14 protein-coding genes are annotated in these 15,816 nt (G+C 60.8%); 6 read left to right on the top strand and 8 right to left on the bottom strand.

Going from position 1 to position 15,816, the window contains the following annotated elements; translation table 11 throughout:
- The first annotated feature begins 25 nt into the window (after positions 1–25).
- Together cysZ and ACEN8Z_RS06945 are read left to right on the top strand one after the other, a co-directional pair.
- Positions 26–778: a sulfate transporter CysZ gene (gene cysZ / locus ACEN8Z_RS06950; protein WP_008000581.1), complete on the top strand. Its 753-nt coding sequence runs from the start codon at positions 26–28 to the stop codon at positions 776–778.
- A 57-nt stretch (positions 779–835) separates the two neighbouring features.
- Positions 836–2,035, top strand: a complete 1,200-nt coding sequence (locus ACEN8Z_RS06945; protein WP_495597155.1) for a glycosyltransferase family 4 protein — start codon at positions 836–838, stop codon at positions 2,033–2,035.
- 119 nt (positions 2,036–2,154) lie between these two features.
- On the opposite strand, the gene ACEN8Z_RS06940 is transcribed toward ACEN8Z_RS06945, so the two are convergent.
- The 3 genes from ACEN8Z_RS06940 to ACEN8Z_RS06930 form a co-directional block, all read right to left on the bottom strand.
- Positions 2,155–3,258 carry an NADH:flavin oxidoreductase gene (locus ACEN8Z_RS06940; protein ID WP_495597154.1) on the bottom strand — a complete coding sequence of 368 codons (1,104 nt, stop codon included), beginning with the start codon at positions 3,256–3,258 and terminating at the stop codon, positions 2,155–2,157.
- A 198-nt stretch (positions 3,259–3,456) separates the two neighbouring features.
- A complete protein-coding gene (locus tag ACEN8Z_RS06935) occupies positions 3,457–3,939 on the bottom strand; it encodes a glutathione peroxidase (protein ID WP_204929217.1) in 483 nt (160 codons plus the stop codon).
- 122 nt (positions 3,940–4,061) lie between these two features.
- Positions 4,062–4,547 (bottom strand): FKBP-type peptidyl-prolyl cis-trans isomerase, encoded by a 486-nt coding sequence (locus ACEN8Z_RS06930; protein WP_008000574.1) that lies wholly within the window; start codon positions 4,545–4,547, stop codon positions 4,062–4,064.
- On the opposite strand from ACEN8Z_RS06930, the gene ACEN8Z_RS06925 reads away from it, so the two are divergent.
- The 3 genes from ACEN8Z_RS06925 (at position 4,516) to yihG (ending at position 7,909) form a co-directional block, all read left to right on the top strand.
- A complete protein-coding gene (locus ACEN8Z_RS06925) occupies positions 4,516–4,842 on the top strand; it encodes a DUF3565 domain-containing protein (protein WP_495597153.1) in 327 nt (108 codons plus the stop codon). The two genes, ACEN8Z_RS06930 and ACEN8Z_RS06925, sit on opposite strands and share 32 nt — an antisense overlap.
- 61 nt (positions 4,843–4,903) lie before the next feature.
- Positions 4,904–7,003, top strand: a complete 2,100-nt coding sequence (gene pta / locus ACEN8Z_RS06920; protein WP_204929215.1) for a phosphate acetyltransferase — start codon at positions 4,904–4,906, stop codon at positions 7,001–7,003.
- Positions 7,004–7,909 (top strand): 1-acylglycerol-3-phosphate O-acyltransferase, YihG family, encoded by a 906-nt coding sequence (gene yihG, locus ACEN8Z_RS06915; protein ID WP_495597152.1) that lies wholly within the window; start codon positions 7,004–7,006, stop codon positions 7,907–7,909.
- A 180-nt stretch (positions 7,910–8,089) separates the two neighbouring features.
- Here the strand turns inward: yihG and cysN are convergent, their stop codons facing one another.
- The 3 genes from cysN to ACEN8Z_RS06900 form a co-directional block, all read right to left on the bottom strand.
- On the bottom strand, positions 8,090–9,988 hold the full coding sequence (gene cysN / locus ACEN8Z_RS06910) for a sulfate adenylyltransferase subunit CysN (RefSeq protein ID WP_495597151.1): 1,899 nt from the start codon (positions 9,986–9,988) through the stop codon (positions 8,090–8,092).
- A 9-nt stretch (positions 9,989–9,997) separates the two neighbouring features.
- The gene (cysD, locus tag ACEN8Z_RS06905) at positions 9,998–10,915 is read right to left on the bottom strand and encodes a sulfate adenylyltransferase subunit CysD (RefSeq protein ID WP_008003894.1); all 918 of its coding nucleotides are present in this window, start codon (positions 10,913–10,915) and stop codon (positions 9,998–10,000) included.
- Between the two features lie 260 nt (positions 10,916–11,175).
- Entirely contained in the window at positions 11,176–11,934 is a 759-nt protein-coding gene (locus tag ACEN8Z_RS06900) for a Nif3-like dinuclear metal center hexameric protein (RefSeq protein ID WP_442095869.1), read from the bottom strand.
- 103 nt (positions 11,935–12,037) lie between these two features.
- Here ACEN8Z_RS06900 and algW point away from each other — a divergent pair, with 103 nt between their 5' ends.
- On the top strand, positions 12,038–13,198 hold the full coding sequence (gene algW / locus ACEN8Z_RS06895) for a Do family serine endopeptidase AlgW (RefSeq protein WP_495597150.1): 1,161 nt from the start codon (positions 12,038–12,040) through the stop codon (positions 13,196–13,198).
- Between the two features lie 119 nt (positions 13,199–13,317).
- Here algW and hisC read toward each other — a convergent pair whose 3' ends face one another.
- Together hisC and hisD are read right to left on the bottom strand one after the other, a co-directional pair.
- On the bottom strand, positions 13,318–14,370 hold the full coding sequence (gene hisC, locus ACEN8Z_RS06890; RefSeq protein ID WP_008003889.1) for a histidinol-phosphate transaminase: 1,053 nt from the start codon (positions 14,368–14,370) through the stop codon (positions 13,318–13,320).
- A 2-nt stretch (positions 14,371–14,372) separates the two neighbouring features.
- Positions 14,373–15,710, bottom strand: a complete 1,338-nt coding sequence (gene hisD / locus ACEN8Z_RS06885; RefSeq protein WP_495597149.1) for a histidinol dehydrogenase — start codon at positions 15,708–15,710, stop codon at positions 14,373–14,375.
- Positions 15,711–15,816 lie beyond the last annotated feature (106 nt).

Here is a 15,816-nt window from a genome sequence, read left to right as displayed (position 1 = left end):
GTTTTCCCTCTGCTCGGAGCACGTTATGCCCGCCCCTGTTCTGTCCGGCCCGCAATACCTGCGCGAAGGCCTCAAGCTGGTATTGAGCCCAAGCCTGCGCTTGTTTGTGCTGTTGCCGCTGGCAATCAACCTGGTGCTGTTCGTCGGATTGATTTACCTGGCCGGCCACCAATTCAGCCTGTGGGTCGATACGCTGATGCCGTCCCTGCCCGACTGGCTGAGTTTTCTCAGCTACATTCTCTGGCCGCTGTTCGTGGTGCTCGTCGTGCTGATGGTGTTTTTCACCTTTACCATGCTCGCCAACGTCATTGCCGCGCCATTCAACGGCTTTCTCGCGGAGAAAGTCGAAGTGGTGGTGCGCGGTACCGATGACTTTCCGGCGTTCAGCTGGGGCGAACTGATTGCGATGATCCCGCGCACCCTGGCCCGGGAAATGCGCAAGCTCGGCTACTTTCTGCCCCGGGCGATCGGGCTGTTCATCCTCTCGTTCATCCCGGTGGTGAACATCATCGCCGCGCCGCTGTGGCTGTTGTTCGGGGTGTGGATGATGGCGATCCAGTACATCGACTACCCGGCGGACAACCACAAGCTGGGCTGGAACGAGATGCTTGGCTGGCTGCGCGAGAAGCGCTGGCAGAGCATGAGTTTTGGCGGGATTGTTTATCTGGTGTTGCTGATTCCGGTGGTCAACATCCTGATGATGCCGGCGGCGGTGGCGGGCGCGACGCTGTTCTGGGTGCGTGAGCGCGGCGCGGAAAACCTGGTGGCCCAGCGCTGAGCCATCACCGCCGGCACCTCGGTCACAAATCCATCATCCCGACGTCACACTGACGACATGGCCCCAGCCGACACTGGGGTCATGACGACAGCTCTGCATATCACCCTGATCACCGAAACCTTCCCTCCCGAAATCAACGGCGTGGCCAATACCCTTGGTCGCTTGTGCGACGGCTTGCGCGCGCGCGGGCACCAGGTGGAACTGGTGCGACCACGTCAAGGCTGTGACCAGCAGCTGGGCAGCGACGATGAATTGCTGCTGTGCCGCGGCTGGCCGCTTCCGGGTTACCCCGGCTTGCAGTGGGGGCAGTCGTCGATGCACAAGCTGCTGCGGCGCTGGACGCGTCACCGCCCGGACGTGCTCTATATCGCCACCGAGGGTCCGCTGGGCTTGTCGGCCTTGCGTGCGGCACGGCGACTGGGGATTTCCGTGGTCAGCGGTTTTCACACCAATTTCCAGCAGTACTCCAACCAGTACGGGCTTGGTTTGCTCACGCGCCTGCTGACTCACTACCTGCGCTGGTTCCACAACCGCTCGACCATGACCCTGGTGCCCAGCGTCAGCCAGCGCATGGAACTGGAGCGACGTCATTTCGAACGACTGGCGTTGCTGTCCCGAGGGGTCGACAGCGAATTGTTTCACCCGGCCAAACGCTTGAATGCCCTGCGCGAGCAATGGGGACTGGCCGAGGAGGACATCGCGGTCATTCATGTCGGGCGTCTGGCCCCGGAAAAAAACCTTGGCCTGCTCAAACGCACCTTCAATACCCTCAAGGCGAGTTATCCCCAGCGCACGCTGAAACTGATCGTGGTCGGTGACGGCCCGCAGCGCCAGGAACTTGAAAACGAAATGCCCGAGGCGATTTTCTGCGGCACGCAACGAGGTGAGGCACTGGCTTGTCACTATGCCTCGGGGGATGTGTTTCTGTTTCCGAGCCTGACCGAAACCTTTGGCAATGTGGTGCTTGAGGCACTTGCCTCGGGGCTCGGCGTAGTGGCCTACGACCAGGCGGCGGCCGCCCAGCACATTCGTCATGGCTACAACGGCGTATTGGCGATGCCGGGGGATGAAGAAGCGTTCTGCGATGCAGCGGCATGGCTGCTGGAGGACAGGGAAACCTTGCGCAATGTGCGCCTCAATGCGCGCCAGCATGCCAGTCGGCAGGGTTGGGCGACGATCATCGAGCAGTTCGAGGGACAGTTGCGCGGGGCATGTGCCGGGGAGATGGTGGTGCCGAATGCACCGATTGTTCCCTGATTTTGTAGTGCTCTTTAGTCAGTCATCGCGAGCAAGCTCGCTCCCACATTGGTTCTGTGTCGTACACAAATCCCCTGTGGGAGCGAGCTTGCTCGCGATGAGGCCTTCCCGGTCGCCGCTTAAACCAGCGTCATCAACGCCTCACGGCTGAACGGCAGAATGTCCTCTTCACGGCCATCACGCACTTTCTGCGCCCAGTCCGGATCCACCAGCAACGCACGACCGACCGCCACCAGGTCGAACTCATCGTTGTTCAAACGCTCCAGCAGTTTTTCCAGACTGGCCGGTTGCGCAACCTTGTCGGTGTTGACCATGAATTGCAGGAACTCGCCATCCAGGCCGACACTGCCCACGGTGATGGTCGGCTTACCGGTGAGTTGGCGGGTCCAGCCAGCCAGGTTCAGCTCGGAACCGTCGAACTCCGGCTCCCAGAAGCGGCGGGTCGAGCAGTGGAAAATATCCACGCCCGCATCGGCCAACGGCTTGAGGAACTCGCCCAGGGCCTCCGGGGTTTGCACCAGACGTGCGGTGTAGTCCTGCTGCTTCCATTGGGAGAAACGGAAGATGATCGGGAAACCTTCACCGACCGCGGCACGCACGGCCTGAATCAATTCAATGGCGAACCGCGAACGGTTGGCCAGGCTACCGCCGTATTCGTCGGTACGCTGGTTGCTGCCTTCCCAGAAGAACTGGTCGATCAGGTAACCGTGGGCACCGTGAATTTCCACGCCGTCCATGCCAATGCTCTGGGCATCCTTGGCGGCCTGGGCGAACGCGGCGATCACGTCCTGGATATCCTGCCTGGTCATACCGTGCACCACGACCTGACCTTCCTTCACTTTTTCCGACGGGCCATAGCCCGGTACGCTCGCGTCCGGCTCGGTGCCGATACGGCGGACGCTGCCCACATGCCACAACTGCGGAACGATCTTGCCGCCTTCAGCGTGCACGGCGTCGACGACTTTTTTCCAGCCGGCCAGTGCCGCTTCACCATAGAAGTGCGGAACGTTCGGATAGCCGTTGGAAGCCTTGTGACCGACGGTGGTGCCTTCGGTGATGATCAGGCCGACGCCCGCAGCGGCACGGCGACGATAGTATTCGATCACTTTGGAGTTCGGCACGCCGCCCGGAGAAAACGAGCGGGTCATCGGCGCCATGACGACGCGGGTCGGCAGTTCGAGGGTGCCGAGGTGGAACGGTTTGAACAGGGCTTTGACGGGCATGGGACGCTCCACAGGGAATGACTTTATGACGGCGATAATATGGAGGTTCGCGCGTACTGAACAGCACTATTGATTTAGGTGATGTAGGAGCGAGCTTGCTCGCGATGGTGGTCAACGATAACGCTGGCGGTCTGATGCCCCGCGGTGTTCCTGTAACCATCGCGAGCGAGCTCGCTCCTACAGAGGGAGAGGAGAATGTCAGCTCAGCGCTTTTTCAATCGCGTGAACAATGGTCGGATCATCCGGCGCCGTGCGTGGCGAGAATCTCGCCAGTACGCGGCCGTCCTTGCCGAGCAGGAACTTCTCGAAGTTCCAGGTGATATCGCCGGGGAATTCCGCGCCCTCGCCCGCCAGCAAGCGGTACAACTGATGACGGTCATGCCCGTTGACTTCCAGCTTGCTGGACAACGGAAAGCTCACGCCATAGTTGAGGCTGCAGAAATCCTTGATCTCCTGCTCGCTTCCCGGCTCCTGCCCGGCAAACTGGTTGCACGGCAAGCCCAGCACGCTGAAGCCTTTGCCCTTGTATTGCTGATAGAGGTTTTCCAGCGCCGCATACTGTGGGGTCAGGCCGCATTTGGAGGCGACGTTGACCACCAATACGACTTGGCCTTTGAAAGGCGCCAGAGGTAGCTCCTGTCCATCCAGGGCTGTCAATTTAAGGTCGTGAAAAGCACTCATGACGTACTCCAGATTCCCGTGTTCTTCTCGAAACAGCCACTTGGCGGTGTCGTCAGGGACAGCCGCAGACTAAAAAGGCGCCCTCGGGGCGCCTCTCCAGTTATCTGAGCTTAGCGCAGAAATCAGTGGTGATGGCCACCTTCGCCATGGACGTGACCATGAGCGATTTCTTCCTGGCTGGCGTCACGGATAGCGACGATCTTGACCTGGAAATTCAGGCGCTGACCGGCCAACGGGTGGTTGCCGTCAACGGTGACGTCGTCGCCGTCCAGATCACGGATGGTCACGATCTGCATCTGGCCGTCCGGAGCGGAAGCGTGGAACTGCATGCCCACTTCCAGCTCGTCGACGCCTTCGAACATGCTGCGGCTCAGGGTGCTGACCAGTTCGGCCGCGTATTCGCCGTAAGCGTCTTCCGGTTCAACGGCTACAGTCAGCTCGTCGCCGACGGTCTTGCCTTCCAGAGCCTTTTCCAGGCCCGGGATGATGTTGCCTGCGCCTTGCAGGTAGACCAGCGGCGCGCCGCCGGCGGAGCTGTCGATGACCTCACCAGCGTCGTTGGTCAGGGTATAGTCGATGGAGACAGCCTTATTGGCGGCGATCAGCATGGGGCGAGACCTTTTGCATAAGAAGATTGAAAGGCCAAGTTTAGCGAAGCAATCGTCCGAAAGCGAACACAACCCGGACAGACGGGATTCGACGATCACAGGCTTCCATCAGGACGAGGACGGACACTGGGTGGCCGAGCTTTCCTGCGGCCACACCCAACACCTGCGGCATCAGCCGCCATGGCAATCCCGGGCCTGGGTCATGGACCCTGCGCAGCGCCAGGAAAAAACAGGCCAACCCTTTGCCTGTGGTTGGTGCGCACAAGGCTCGGTTAGCGATAACCTTGGCGACTGAATTTCGGTAATCGGCCAGCCATAGGTCGTGACCATTGCCATGCACCTTCCAGAGAATCCGCATGCAAACTTTTTTTATCGCTCCCACCGATTTTGGCGTGGGCCTGACCTCCATCAGCCTCGGGCTGGTACGCACCCTTGAGCGAGCCGGGCTCAAGGTCGGCTTTTTCAAACCGATTGCCCAGCCACATCCGGGCGACACGGGCCCGGAACGTTCCACCGAACTGGTGGCGCGTACCCATGGCTTGAAACCGCCTCAGCCACTGGGTCTGGCCCATGTCGAGCGCATGCTCGGCGACGGTCAGCTCGATGAATTGCTCGAAGAAATCATCACCCTGTATCAGCAGGCGGCCATCGGCAAGGACGTGCTGATCGTCGAAGGCATGGTGCCGACCCGCAGCGCCAGTTACGCCGCGCGGGTCAACCTGCACCTGGCCAAGAGCCTCGACGCCGAGGTGATCCTGGTCTCTGCACCGGAAAACGAAGTGCTGACCGAGCTTTCCGGCCGCGTCGAGTTGCAGGCGCAATTGTTCGGCGGCCCGAAAGACCCGAAAGTCCTCGGCGTGATCCTCAACAAGGTCAAGACCGACGAAAGCATGGACGCCTTCGCCACACGCTTGAAAGAGCATTCGCCGTTGCTGCGCAGTGGTGACTTCCGCTTGCTCGGCTGCATTCCGTTCCAGCCGGAACTGAACGCCCCGCGCACCCGCGACGTCGCCGACCTGATGGGCGCGCAAGTACTCAACGCCGGTGATTATGAAACCCGGCGCATGACCAAAATCATCATTTGCGCCCGCACCATGCGCAACACCGTGGAGCTGCTCAAGCCCGGCGTGCTGGTGGTAACCCCCGGCGACCGCGACGACATCATCCTCGCCGTCAGCCTCGCAGCCTTGAACGGTGTGCCGCTCGCCGGCCTGCTTTTGACCAGCGACACCCTGCCCGACCCACGCATCATGGACCTGTGCCGCGGCGCCCTGCAGGCCGGGTTGCCGGTGTTGTCGGTGAGTACCGGCTCCTATGACACCGCCAACCTGCTCAATGGCCTGAACAAGGAAATCCCCATCGACGACCGCGAGCGCGCCGAGATCATCACCGATTTCATCGCTGGCCATCTCGATGCCGACTGGTTGCATCAGCGCTGCGGTACACCACGGGAGATGCGCCTGTCGCCAGCGGTTTTCCGCTATCAATTGATCCAGCGCGCCCAGGCGGCCAACAAGCGCATCGTGCTGCCCGAAGGCAGCGAACCGCTGACCGTGCAGGCTGCCGCGATCTGCCAGGCCCGTGGCATCGCTCGCTGTGTGTTGCTGGCCAAGCCCGAGGACGTGCAGGCCGTCGCCCGCGCCCAGGGCATCGAGTTGCCACCGGGGCTGGAAATCATCGATCCGGACTCGATCCGCGAGCGTTATGTCGAGCCGATGGTCGCGCTGCGCAAAAGCAAAAGCCTCAACGCACCAATGGCCGAGCAACAACTGGAAGACACCGTGGTCATCGGCACCATGATGCTGGCCCTGGATGAAGTCGACGGCCTCGTGTCGGGCGTGATCAACACCACCGCCAACACCATCCGCCCGGCCCTGCAACTGATCAAGACGGCACCTGGCTGCACCCTGGTGTCGTCGGTGTTCTTCATGCTGTTCCCGGAAGAAGTGCTGGTCTACGGCGACTGCGTGATGAACCCGCACCCGAGCGCCAGCGAGCTGGCCGAGATCGCCCTGCAAAGCGCTGACTCGGCCGCCGCATTCGGCATCACGCCACGGGTAGCGATGATCAGCTACTCCAGCGGTGATTCGGCCAGCGGCGAAGAAGTCGAGAAGGTCCGCGAGGCGACCTTGCTGGCACACGAACAACAGCACTCGCTGCTGATCGACGGCCCCTTGCAGTACGACGCCGCCGCCAACGAAAGCGTGGCCCGGCAATTGGCGCCGAACAGTCAGGTGGCCGGCCGTGCCACGGTGTACGTGTTCCCCGACCTCAACACCGGCAACACCACGCACAAAGCCGTACAGCGCAGCGCCGATTGCGTCAGCCTCGGGCCAATGCTGCAAGGCCTGCGCAAACCGGTGAACGATTTACCGCGCGGCGCGCAGGTCGATGACATCGTCTACACCATTGCCCTGACCGCGATTCAAGCCGCCAATCGACCTATGGATGTGTGAATGCTGGACTTCCTACCCGCCCCGTTGCGCGGCGTGATCGCCTCGCTGCTGTTGGCACTGAATACGATATTGCTCTGCTCGTTCCTGTTCTGCGTGGCAATCGTCAAGGCATTGCCGTTCGCCCTCACCCAACGCATTGCGGGCTGGCTGATGAGCCATACCCACGAAGCCTGGATCAGCAACAACAAAGGCTGGATGAACCTGGTGCGCCGCACGCGCTGGCACATCAGCGGCCTGCAGGGCCTCGACTACCAGCACTCGTACCTGATCACCAGCAACCATCAGAGCTGGGTCGACATTCTGGTGCTGCAATACGTGCTCAACCGGCGCATTCAACCGCTGAAGTTCTTTCTCAAGCAGGAGCTGATCTGGGTCCCGGTCATCGGTCTGGCCTGGTGGGCGCTGGGCTTTCCGTTCATGAAGCGCTACTCCAAGGCTTATCTGGAGAAGCACCCGGAAAAGAAAGGCAAGGACCTGGAAACCACCCGCAAGACCTGTGCGAGGTTCCGCGACAACCCGGTGGGCATTTTCAACTTCGTCGAAGGCACGCGCTTCACCGCGGGCAAGCATGCCCAACAGCAGTCACCCCTCAAGTACCTGCTCAAGCCCAAGGCCGGCGGTATTGCCTTTGTGCTGGATGCGATGGGCGAACAGCTTGAATCGATCGTTAACGTGACCATCCACTACCCCGCCGGGCGCCCGGGTTTCTGGGACTTGCTGTGCGGTAACGTTGCGGACGTGGTGGTGCACTTTGAAGAACTGAGGATTCCGCCGCAATTCATTGGCAAGAACTATGACCAGGACGGCGAATACCGCCTGCAGTTCCAGGGCTGGATCAATCAGTTGTGGCAGGACAAGGATGCGTTGCTGGCGCAGATGCATCGCGAATATCCAGGCAAACACTGATCCTCTGTGGGAGCGGGCCTGCTCGCGATAGCGGTCGTACATTCAGAATTTATGTCGACTGAACCGCCGCTATCGCGAGCAAGCTCGCTCCCACAGGTTTAGTGTTTGTTTTGACTGAGCAAACACAAAAAAACCCGCCGGTGATCACTCATCTGCGGGTTTTTTATTGACCACTAACGCTTAGATCGCCCCACGCTCACGCAGCAGAGCCAGCACTTGCTTGACGCTTTCTTCCAGCGACACAGACTGGGTGTCGATCACCAGGTCGGCATCCAGCGGCACGTCGTACGGGAAGGATTCGCCCGGGATGTTATCCCCGGCCGCCGCGTACAAACCTTGCGGATCACGCTCGGCGCAGACCGTTGGCGAAGCCTGGACGTAGACCGTCAACAGACGCTCCTTGCCGATCAGTTCCCGGGCCTGTTCACGACCTTCGGCACTCGGCGCGACGAACGCTGCCAGGGTCAGCAGACCGGCTTCGTTGAACTGACGCGCAACGTGCGCGGCACGACGCCAGTTTTCGGTACGCCCGGCGCGATCCTGTGGCAGGCCTTTGTTCAGGTCGTGGCGCAGGTTCTGGCCATCGAGCACGAACACCGCACGGCCCATGTCGAACAGCTTGCGTTCAACCGCATACGCCAGGGTGCTTTTGCCCGCGCCCGACAAGCCGCTGAACAACACGGTGGCCGGTTGCTGGCCGAAGCGCTGTGCGCGCTCTTCGGTGGCAACGTGGGCCAGTTTGCCGTGGTGCGTGCTGGTGCCATGGGCCAAAGGCTGGGCGACGATCATGCCTGCGCCAACGGTGCCATTGGTCAAACGGTCGATGATGATGAACGCGCCGGTGGTGCGGTTGCTGTCGTAACCGTCGAGGGCAATCGGCGCGTCGAGCGCGATCTTGACCTTGCCGATTTCGTTCAACTGCAACGCGCTGGCCGGGCCTTCTTCCAGGGTGTTCACGTCGACCTTGTTGACGATGCTGGCGATGGAACCCGGCACGTAACTGGTGGCGCGCTTGATGTCGTATTTCTTGCCTGGCAGCATCGGCTCTTCAGCCATCCACACCAGCATGGCTTCGAAGCTGTCGGTCACCGGCGGCACGTTGTCGGCGTGAACCAACAGGTCGCCACGGGAGATGTCGATCTCGTCTTCCATGGTCAGCGTCACCGCCTGACCAGGACCGGCGTGTTCCAACTCGCCTTCGAAGGTGACGATGGATTTCACGCGGCTGCTCTTGCCCGACGGCAACACCACGACTTCGTCGCCTTTCTTGACGATGCCGCTGGCCAGCGTACCGGCAAAACCACGGAAGTTCAGGTTCGGACGGTTGACGTACTGCACCGGGAAACGCAGATCGGTGAAGTTGCGGTCGCCCGCCACTTCCACAGTCTCGAGGATTTCCATCAGCGACTGGCCGGTGTACCACGGCGAGCGCTCGGACTTGTTGACCACGTTGTCGCCCTTCAATGCCGACATCGGCACGAAGTGCATGCTGGTGGGCTTCATCTTCAAGCCTTCGGCGAACTGCAGGTAGTCGGCCTTGATCGACTCGAACACGCCCTGATCGAAGTCCTTGAGGTCCATCTTGTTGATGGCCACGACAATATGCTTGATGCCCAGCAGGGAGGCGATGAAGCTGTGGCGACGGGTCTGGGTCTGCACGCCGTAACGGGCGTCGACCAGGATGATCGCCAGGTCGCAGGTGGAGGCACCGGTGGCCATGTTGCGGGTGTACTGTTCATGGCCGGGGGTGTCGGCAATGATGAATTTGCGCTTGGCGGTAGAGAAATAGCGGTACGCGACATCGATGGTGATGCCTTGTTCACGCTCGGCCTGCAGGCCGTCGACCAGCAACGCCAGGTCGATGTCTTCGCCGGTGGTGCCGACTTTTTTCGAGTCGCGGGTGATCGCTTCCAGGTGATCTTCGTAGATCATCTTGGAGTCGTGCAGCAGGCGCCCGATCAGGGTGCTCTTGCCGTCGTCGACGTTACCGCAGGTCAGGAAGCGCAGCAGCTCTTTACGTTCGTGCTGGCCCAGGTAGGCGAGGATGTCCTCGCTGATCAAATCAGATTGATGCGACATGACAGCCCCTTAGAAATAACCTTGACGTTTTTTGTCTTCCATCGAGCCGGCACCATCGTGATCGATGACACGGCCCTGGCGCTCGGAAGTTCGCGTCAGGAGCATTTCCTGAATGATGTCCGTAAGGCTTTCGGCCTCGGACTCCACCGCGCCCGTCAACGGGTAGCAACCAAGGGTACGGAAACGTACTTTCTTTTTGACGATGCGCGCTTTGTCTTCGTCGCTCAGGTGCTCGAGGATGCGCTCGTCGTCGATCATGATCAGCGTGCCGTTCTTCTCGATGACTTCGCGCTCGGCGGCGAAATACAACGGAACGATCGGGATGCCTTCAAGGTAGATGTACTGCCAGATGTCCAGCTCGGTCCAGTTCGACAGCGGGAAGACGCGGATCGACTCGCCCTTGTTGACCTTGCCGTTGTAGACGTTCCACAGCTCGGGACGCTGGTTTTTCGGGTCCCAGCGGTGCTTGCTGTCGCGGAACGAGTACACGCGCTCCTTGGCGCGGGATTTCTCTTCATCGCGACGGGCGCCGCCGAATGCTGCGTCGAAACCATACTTGTCGAGTGCCTGCTTCAGGCCCTCGGTCTTCATGATGTCGGTGTGCTTGGCGCTGCCGTGGGTGAACGGGTTGATGTTTTGCGCCACGCCTTCCGGGTTGACGTGGGTGATCAGGTCGAGGCCCAGTTCGGCGACCATCTTGTCACGGAAAGCGTACATCTCCTGGAATTTCCAGCGAGTGTCGACGTGCATCACCGGAAACGGCAGCTTGCCCGGGAAGAACGCCTTACGTGCCAGGTGCAGCATCACTGCGGAGTCTTTACCGATGGAGTACAGCATCACCGGATTATCGAACTCGGCGGCCACCTCGCGGATGATGTGGATGCTTTCCGCCTCCAGCTGTTTCAGATGCGTCAGTTTGTCGACCATGGCTACTCACGAAAGCTTTCTTATGAACGGCCAGCGGGCCGTGTTCGAGCGGGGATCCTAGCACAGCGACCTCTTCTAATCAGGACACCAACTAGATCGAAAGAGCATATGAATATGCCTGCCCGTTTGGGCACATCGCCCCCCCCCTGTAGGAGCGAGCTTGCTCGCGATGAACCAGAGAACACCGCGGCGTGTCAGGCTGCCAGCGTTATCCTTGGCGACCATCGCGAGCAAGCTCGCTCCTACAGGGGATCCCGGATTCAGATCGGATTGGGACAATCGATGAAGATGTGCTCCAGCGCAAAGCGCCGCGCCAGGTAATCCCCCAGCGCCTGAATGCCGTATCGCTCGGTTGCGTGGTGACCGGCGGCGATAAAACTGATGTCGTTTTCCCGGGCACTGTGGAAGGTTTGCTCGGAAGCCTCGCCGCTGAGGTACAGATCGACGCCGGCCAGAATGGCCTGATCGATGTAACCCTGGCCACCACCGGTGCACCAGCCAACGCGGCGGATCATGGCGCTGCCTTCGATCAGCAGCGGCTCACGGCCCATCACCTCCTGGACGCGGCGGGCGAAATCCCGAGGCATCATCGGCTCATTCAGCGAGCCGACCAGGCCGACAATCTTCAGATTGTCCGGGTCCAGCGGCCCTTCGACGGTGATGTCGAGCTGGCGCGCGAGCTGCACGTTATTGCCGACATCCGGGTGCAGATCCAGCGGCAAGTGATAGGACAACAGGCTGATATCGTGCTTGAGCAGGGTCTTCAAGCGGCGCTGCTTCATGCCGGTGATGCACGGGTTCTCGCCTTTCCAGAAGTAGCCATGATGCACCAGCACCAGATCGGCATTGGCTTCCACGGCCGCATCAAGCAAGGCCTGGCTGGCGGTGACGCCACTGACGATGCGCATCACTTGCGGCCGCCCCTCGACCTGCAGGCCGTTGGGGCAATAATCGGCGATTCTGGCGCTGTTGAGGTAGCGGTCGGCTTCTTCGACCAGGGTGCTCAGGGCGACGGCCATAAAAGACTCCTAAATATCCCGTTCAGAGGCGCGTGCGGCCTCGTATAATGCGCGTCATTATGAGCGGTCTCATACCGCCTGCAACTCTCTCAGGACGTGCTTAATGCTCAAGGCGCTGCGTTTTTCCGGCTGGCCGCTGTTGGCCGGCGTGCTTGTCGCTCTTTTGATAATCCAGCGTTACCCGCAGTGGGTCGGGCTCCCGAGCCTCGACGTCAATCTGCAACAAGCGCCGCAAACCACCAGTATGCAGCAGGGTCCGGTGTCTTATGCCGAAGCGGTATCCACCGCGGCGCCGTCGGTGGTGAACCTGTACACCACCAAAGTCATCAACAAACCCAGCCATCCGTTGTTCGAGGATCCGCAGTTCCGGCGCTTCTTTGGCGACAACTCGCCCAAGCAGAAGCGCATGGAGTCGAGCCTCGGCTCCGGCGTGATCATGAGCCCGGAAGGCTACATCCTGACCAACAACCACGTGACCAGCGGCGCCGACCAGATCGTGGTGGCGCTCAAGGACGGCCGGGAAACCCTGGCGCGGGTGATCGGCAGCGACCCGGAAACTGACCTCGCGGTTCTGAAAATCGACCTGAAAAACCTGCCGTCGATCACCGTGGGGCGTTCCGACAACATCCGCATCGGCGACGTGGCGCTGGCCATCGGCAACCCGTTCGGCGTTGGCCAGACCGTAACTATGGGCATTATCAGCGCCACCGGGCGTAATCAACTGGGCCTGAACAACTACGAAGACTTCATCCAGACCGATGCGGCGATCAACCCGGGTAACTCCGGTGGTGCGCTGGTGGATGCCATCGGCAACCTGACCGGCATCAACACGGCGATCTTCTCCAAGTCCGGCGGCTCCCAGGGCATCGGGTTCGCGATCCCGGTGAAGCTGGCGATGGAAGTGATGAAGTCGATCATCGAGCACGGCCAGGTGATTCGTGGCTGGCTGGGTATTGAAGTACAGCCGCTGACCCAGGAACTGGCCGAGTCGTTCGGCTTGTCCGGGCGCCCGGGCATTGTCGTGGCGGGGATCTTCCGCGATGGTCCGGCACAGAAGGCCGGCCTGCAACTGGGTGATGTGATTCTTGCCATCGATGGCGAACCGGCCGGTGATGGCCGTCGCTCGATGAATCAGGTGGCGCGGATCAAGCCAACCGACAAGGTCGCGATCGAGGTGATGCGCAATGGCAAGGAGCTCAAGCTGACCGCGGAAGTCGGCCTGCGTCCGCCGCCGGCTCCGGCCCAAGAAAAAGAAGAAGAGTAAGCGGCTAATACAAGCCCTTGTAGGAGCGAGCTTGCTCGCGATGGAGTGTCAGGTTAAGTGGTGTCACTGACACACCATCGCGAGCAAGCTCGCTCCTACAGTAGGGGGGCAGCGGTGGTTTAGAGGTCGCCCAGGCCGTCGATCAGCGCTTGATTCTGCTCTGGCGTGCCGATGGATATCCGCAGGAACTGGGCAATCCGCTCCTGCTTGAAGTGCCGGACAATCACGCCCTGTTCGCGCAATTTAGCCGCGATACCTGCCGCATCGTGCCGGGGGTGACGGGCGAAAATGAAATTCGCCGCCGACGGCAGCACTTCAAAGCCCTTCCCTTCCAGCTGCGCAATCACCCATTCACGGTGCTCGATGACCAACCGGCAGGTCTTGTCGAAGTACTCGCGATCTTCGAATGCGGCGGCTGCACCGACATTGGCCATACGATCCAGCGGATAGGAGTTGAAGCTGTTCTTGATCCGCTCCAGCGCCTCGATCAGGTCCGGATGCCCAACCGCCAGGCCTACCCGCAGACCGGCCAGGGAACGGGACTTGGACAGGGTCTGGGTCACCAGCAGGTTCGGATAGCGATCCACCAGGGAGATTGCCGTCTCGCCGCCGAAATCGATGTAAGCCTCATCCACTACCACCACCGAATCCGGACTGGCCTTGAGAATCTGCTCCACCGCTTCCAGCGCCAACAGGCAACCGGTCGGCGCATTCGGGTTAGGGAAAATGATCCCGCCGTTCGGTTTGGCGTAGTCCGCCGGGTTGATCTGGAATTGCTCGTCCAGCGGCACCGCATCGAAGGTGATGCCGTACAAACCGCAGTAGACCGGGTAGAAGCTGTAGCTGATGTCCGGGAACAACAGCGGCTGATCGTGCTGCAGCAAACCGTGGAAGATGTGCGCCAGCACTTCATCGGAACCGTTGCCGAGGAACACCTGATTGTTCTGCACGCCATAGTATTTGGCGACCGCGTTCTTCAGCAGATCGCTATTCGGGTCCGGGTACAGGCGCAGGTTGTCATTGAGTTCGGTTTGCATCGCAGCCAAAGCTTTCGGCGATGGACCGTACGGGTTTTCATTGGTGTTGAGCTTCACCAGTTTCGCCAGTTTCGGCTGTTCGCCCGGCACGTAAGGCACCAGATTCTTGACGAACGGGCTCCAGAATTTACTCATGTTCAGTTTCCCTGCCCTTGTGGAAAGTCTTCATCAACGATGCGGTATTCGGCGCTACGGGCGTGGGCGGTCAGCGACTCGCCACGGGCCAGCACGGAAGCGGTCTTGCCCAACTCGGAAGCGCCCTGCTCGGAGCAGAAAATGACCGACGAGCGTTTCTGGAAGTCGTACACGCCCAGAGGCGAAGAGAAGCGCGCGGTGCCGGAGGTCGGCAACACGTGGTTGGGACCTGCGCAGTAGTCGCCCAGGGCTTCGCAGGTGTGACGTCCCATGAAGATCGCGCCGGCGTGGCGGATCTGCGGCAGCCAGGCTTGTGGATCGGCAACGGACAATTCGAGGTGCTCCGGCGCGATGCGGTTGGCCACTTCGATGGCCTGTTCCATGTCGCGAACCTTGATCAGTGCACCACGGCCATTGATCGAGGTTTCAATGATCGCGGCGCGCTCCATGGTCGGCATCAGCCTGGCGATGCTGGCGGCGACCTTGTCGAGGAATTCGGCGTCGGGGCTGACCAGAATGGCCTGGGCGTCTTCGTCGTGCTCGGCCTGGGAGAACAGATCCATGGCGATCCAGTCCGGATCGGTCTGGCCGTCGCACACCACGAGGATTTCCGAAGGACCGGCGATCATGTCGATACCGACCTGGCCAAACACATGGCGCTTGGCGGTGGCGACATAGATGTTGCCCGGGCCGACCACTTTATCGACCTTCGGCACGCTTTCGGTGCCGTAAGCCAATGCGGCAACGGCTTGAGCGCCACCGATGGTGAACACACGGTCGACGCCGGCGATGCAGGCAGCAGCCAGCACCAGTTCGTTGATTTCACCGCGCGGGGTTGGTACGACCATGACCACTTCGGTGACGCCGGCGACCTTGGCCGGAATCGCGTTCATCAGCACCGACGACGGGTACGACGCCTTGCCGCCCGGTACGTACAGGCCGGCGCGGTCCAGCGGCGTGACTTTCTGGCCCAGCACGGTGCCATCGGCCTCGGTGTAGCTCCAGGAGTCCTGCTTCTGCTTTTCGTGGTAGCTGCGCACACGAGCCGCGGCGACTTCCAGCGCTTCACGCTGGGCCACGGAAATGCGGGTAAGCGCCAGCTCCAGACGCTCGCGCGGCAGGATCAGGTCAGCCATGGACTTCACGTCCAGGCCGTCGAACTGGCGGGTAAAGTCCACCAGTGCCGCGTCACCACGCTCACGCACGGCCTTGATGATGTCCAGCACCCGCTGATTGACCGAGTCGTCAGACACACTTTCCCAGCTCAGCAGATGATCCAGATGATGCGCGAAATCCGGGTCAGCAGCGTTGAGTCGGCGAATTGCAGTCGGTGCGGTCATAGCGAGAGCCTCATAGAATTGGCAAAAACTCAGGCGCCCGAAGCTAACATTCGATCCGCTTGGGCACCTGAGAATTCTGGCTATGAGGCGGATAGACGGGCGCGAC

This window comes from Pseudomonas sp. Pseusp10, assembly GCF_059492225.1.
This window is presented reverse-complemented; position numbering and strand designations above follow the sequence as displayed.